4 protein-coding genes and 1 tRNA gene are annotated in these 4338 nt (G+C 68.6%); 3 read left to right on the forward strand and 2 right to left on the reverse strand.

Annotated features, from left to right (window positions below; translation table 11 throughout):
* A partial coding sequence (locus OEY_RS29050; protein ID WP_051009411.1) for a selenium-binding protein SBP56-related protein occupies window positions 1-1073 on the forward strand: 1073 nt, incomplete at its 5' end.
* Here the strand turns inward: OEY_RS29050 and OEY_RS0124185 are convergent.
* On the reverse strand, window positions 1070-1909 hold the full coding sequence (locus OEY_RS0124185; protein WP_010596334.1) for an alpha/beta fold hydrolase: 840 nt from the start codon (window positions 1907-1909) through the stop codon (window positions 1070-1072). The two genes, OEY_RS29050 and OEY_RS0124185, sit on opposite strands and share 4 nt — an antisense overlap.
* A 345-nt stretch (window positions 1910-2254) precedes the next feature.
* Window positions 2255-2327 (reverse strand) — tRNA-Lys (locus tag OEY_RS0124190).
* 349 nt (window positions 2328-2676) lie between these two features.
* Between OEY_RS0124190 and OEY_RS0124195 the strand changes: the two genes are divergently transcribed.
* Window positions 2677-3819, forward strand: coding sequence for a L,D-transpeptidase (locus OEY_RS0124195; protein WP_225223300.1), 1143 nt, complete (start codon window positions 2677-2679; stop codon window positions 3817-3819).
* A 249-nt stretch (window positions 3820-4068) separates the two neighbouring features.
* Window positions 4069-4338: 56kDa selenium binding protein (SBP56) (locus OEY_RS0124200; protein WP_010596336.1), on the forward strand; the 270-nt coding region annotated here is incomplete at its 3' end.

Here is a 4338-nt window from a genome sequence, read left to right on the forward strand (position 1 = left end):
ACCTGGTGGTGCCGGGCATCCGCTCGTCGAGAACGTACATCCTCGACACCAAACCCGATGCGCGGCACCCGGTGGTGACACGCACGATCGAGGCCGCCGAGCTCGCCACGAAGGCGGGATACTCGCGGCCGCACACGGTGCATTGTGGACCGGGTGGCATCTTCATGTCCGCCCTGGGAGGCGCCGACGGCGCCGAGGGTCCGGGTGGTGTCGCGCTGCTCGACCACGACACGTTCGACGTCATCGGAGCCTGGGAGGCCGAGCACGGCGAGCAGTCCCTGGCGTACGACGTGTGGTGGCACCTGAAGCACGACACGGTGATCACCTCCGAGTGGGCCACGCCGTCGATGATCGAGAACGGACTGAACGCCGAGGACCTCCTCGGCCGCAGGTTCGGACACCATCTGAATTTCTGGAGCATGTCCGAGCGCAAGCCGACGCAGCGCATCGATCTCGGCGACGAGCATCAGATGGTTCTCGAACTCCGTCCGGCGCACAATCCTTCCGCGGCGTTCGGGTTCGTGGGCGTCGTCATCAGCGTGGAGGATCTGTCGGCGTCGGTGTGGATGTGGCACAAGAGCGACGACCGGTGGGCGGTGGAGAAGGTGATCACCATTCCGGCGGAGCCGGCCGACCCCGACGATCTGCCGCCGGCGCTGAAACCCTTCGGCGCGGTACCGCCGCTCGTCTCCGACATCGACCTGTCGGTCGACGACCGTTGGCTGTACGTCTCGTGTTGGGGCACCGGAGAACTCAAGCAGTACGACGTCGGCGACCCATTCCACCCGCGGGAGACGGCATCGGTGCGCCTCGGTGGGATCGTGGGCCGCGCGCCGCATTCGGCGGTTCCGGACCTCCCGATCGCGGGAGGCCCGCAGATGGTGGAGATCAGTCGCGACGGGCGTCGGGTCTACGCCACCAACTCGCTCTATGCGGCCTGGGACGAGGTCTTCTACCCGGACGGTGTGGGGGCGTGGATGGCGAAGTTCGACGCCGATGTCTCTGCCGGCGGCCTGGTCGTCGAGCGGTTGCGGTCTGAGTCGGGAATCTCCTTCTGGAAGGAGAGGCGTTAACGGAGGAAATCGAGGATCACGACAGCTGTCTGCGCGGGCTGCCCCAGCCAGGGCGCGTGTCCGCCCGGGAGGACTGCCAGCTTCGCCGAGGGGATCAGGTCGGTCACCCCACGGGCCACGGCGACGCCGCCGAGCGGCTCGTCGCGGCCCCAGACGAGAAGCGTGGGCATGGTCAGGCGGCCGAGTTCATCGGGACGTACGCGCGTCCGCCGGCGGAACCCGGACGGCGTCAGCAATGCCAGGGGAGACACGAGTGCGTGTATCTCGTCGCGCGCGGCCGACTCGGCGACGGGGTCTCTGCGCATGGCAACGAGCAGATCGATCAGGTCGGGATGCCGGACCAGCGTCGCGCGTTCCCCCATGACGGCGGCAAACCGGAGCACGGACTCCCGGCCGGGCGGAACGAGACCGGCCGCCAGCCTGCCGAGCCCCGGAGTGGCGAGTACCCGGTGCGGCAGCGGGCACCGCGTCCCCGGAAAGGCGGGCGGCCCGACTAGTACGAGCCGGCCGACCCGCTCCGGGTGCGCGAGTGCGTACCAGGTGGCCCACACACCGCCCGCGGAGTGCCCGAGCAGCACGGTCTCTTCGAGGCCGAGGACGTCGAGCAGGCGATCCAGCCACCCGACCGCCGCTGTGCGGAAGTGCCGTCGGGGGTGGTCGATCGGGTCGCTGAGGCCCCGGCCGGGCAGGTCCGGGGCAATCGCGCGGACGCCGTCGAGTTCGGCGAGTAGCGGCAGAAAGAATCCGGCAGCGACCCCGGTGCCGTGGAGCAGGATCATCGGCGGTCCGGCGCCCTTCTCCAGGACGTGCACTCGGGTGGGCAAGTCCGATTCCACCCTGCGGCTGTATCCCGAGCCCTCCGGAAGCACTCGTTCGTACCATGCTCGCAGGCCCGCGTGGCCGTCGTCCGCCGACGTCCCAGCGTCTCGCACAATGCTCTTCGTGAACATGGCCCCAGTTTGTTCGCGACGGCCGAGCGCTCGCATCGGGCGAATTGTGCAGTCCGTCATCCCGCACAGGGGAAATCTGTGTACGACACCGCCGGCGAAGTGCCGGATCGGCGGGACCTGCTTCGCGGGATGCACGAGTTCGTGTCGGGCTGGACGGGGATGACAGCGGACACGACGGAAAGAAGAAGGAAGGCCGGCGATCTCGCAGATCGCCGGCCTTCCTTCGTGCTGTGCGCCATCAGGGACTCGAACCCCGAACCCGCTGATTAAGAGTCAGCTGCTCTGCCAATTGAGCTAATGGCGCTTGGCGGTGCGTCTCCGGGGCGTTGTCCCGGCGACGAAGGAAAGACTACACACCTTCCAGGAGCGCACCAAATCGGCTGGTCATGCCGCATTTCGGTGGAAGCGGGACGTAACGCCGAGGGGGCCGGCGGCGATTGGTATTCGAACGTTATTCGCGTCGTCGACGTCGCGGCGGCTGTGCCTCGAGCGGGGCTGGCATCATCGAACGCACGCGCATCGACGTGCAGTTTTGCGGCCCGGGGGAGGCCCGGAATCGGAGGGTGAGAGTGGTTGGGAACAGTGCGGCGCCGCGCCGCCGGCGGAATCGGCATGCCGTCGCGGCGGTGCTCGGGGCGGTGTTGGTCGGCGTCATGACCTTCGTCACGGCCTGCTCCGGCGCGTCCGGCGCCGGCGGGGCCGAGGAGGTGCCGATCGATTCGAATCCCCTCGCCGCGCTCATCAAGCCCACGGTCTCGGCGAGCGTGGTCGACGGGGGAGTCGGCTTCTCGCCCATCGAGCCGGTGACCGTCTCGGTGGTCAACGGCAAGCTCGAGTCCGTCACGCTGCTCAACCCGGACGGGGAACCCGTAGCCGGGGCACTCGGTCCGGACGGAGCCACGTGGGCCAACACCGAGCCGCTCGGCTACAGCCGGCAGTACCGGCTCGAGGCCGTCGCGTACGGGCTCGGTGGAGCGACGACGACCGTCGTCTCGTTCACCACCAGCGCCCCGGGAAATCTCACCCAGCCGTACGTGATGCCGGGTGAGGGCGCGGTCGTCGGCATCGGCCAGCCCGTCGCGATCCAGTTCGACGAGAACATCCCCGATCGTCTCGCTGCCGAGCAGGCCATCACCGTCGTCACCGAGCCGCCGGTCGACGGCGCGTTCTACTGGCTGAGCAACCGTGAGGTGCGGTGGCGGCCCGAGAACTACTGGGCGCCGGGCACGAGGGTGACGGTGGACGTGAAGGTCTACGGTCGCGATCTGGGCGACGGTCTGTTCGGCCAGTCGGACGTGCACTCGAGCTTCACGATCGGCGATGCGGTGGTCATCACCGCCGACGACAACACCAAGCAGGTCACCGTCAACCGCAACGGGGTCGACGTGATGACGATGCCCACGTCCATGGGCAAGGACGGCACGCCCACCCCCAACGGCGTGTACACGATCGGCGACCGGTTCGAGCATCTGGTGATGGACTCGTCGACCTACGGCGTCGCCGTCGACTCCGCGGAGGGGTACCGGACCCCGGTGGACTGGGCGACGCGGATGTCCTACAGCGGGATCTTCTTCCATTCGGCGCCGTGGTCCCTCGGCGACCAGGGCGTGCGCAACGTCAGCCACGGCTGCCTCAACCTGAGCCCGGCCAACGCCAAGTGGATCTTCGACAACACCAAGCGCGGTGACATCGTCGTCGTGCAGAACACCGTCGGCGGCATCCTCTCGGGCACCGAGGGACTCGGGGACTGGAACATTCCGTGGTCGACGTGGAAGGCCGGAAACGCGCGCGCCTGATCCGGCGCCCCGGCGTGAGGCAGGCCGGGTCCGCCTCCTGCGGTAGCGGTTGGCACGAGACCCCCGGGATCGACGATCCCGGGGGTCTTCCCGTGTCGGGTGCCGACCGCCGGGCAGCCCGACCGTGGAGGGTCGACATGCGGTCCTGCGCGGCGGAGAATCAGGGAGAAGGCATGCCTACCTGTGACGTCGACCGACCGTGGACCACCGAGCGTGGCCCGGCGGACAGGTCCGAGTCGAGGAGGATTCATGTCTGCGACGACAGATCCCACGTTCTACCGCAGCCCGAGTGACGCCGTGGCAGCCGCGCCCGAGCGGCTTGCCTATGTGGCTGCCTTCGATCCGGCCGGCCGGGCGAAGGACGCGATCGCAGTGGTCGATTGCGAGCCGGGTTCGCCGACATACGGTGGTGTGATCGGCTGGACCGAGCTGCCGACGGCGGGCAACGAGTTGCACCACTTCGGATGGAACGCCTGCTCGAGCGCGCTGTGTCACGAGGGGCACGGTCACGAGGGGCAC

It is taken from the genome of Rhodococcus sp. P14, from assembly GCF_000256505.1.
GTDB classification, from domain to species: domain Bacteria; phylum Actinomycetota; class Actinomycetes; order Mycobacteriales; family Mycobacteriaceae; genus Rhodococcus; species Rhodococcus ruber.

Bases quoted from the DNA above. Each gene is read 5' to 3' on its own strand.
- OEY_RS0124195 (WP_225223300.1), top strand. From the start codon at position 2,677: ATGACCTTCGTCACGGCCTGCTCCGGCGCGTCCGGCGCCGGCGGGGCC.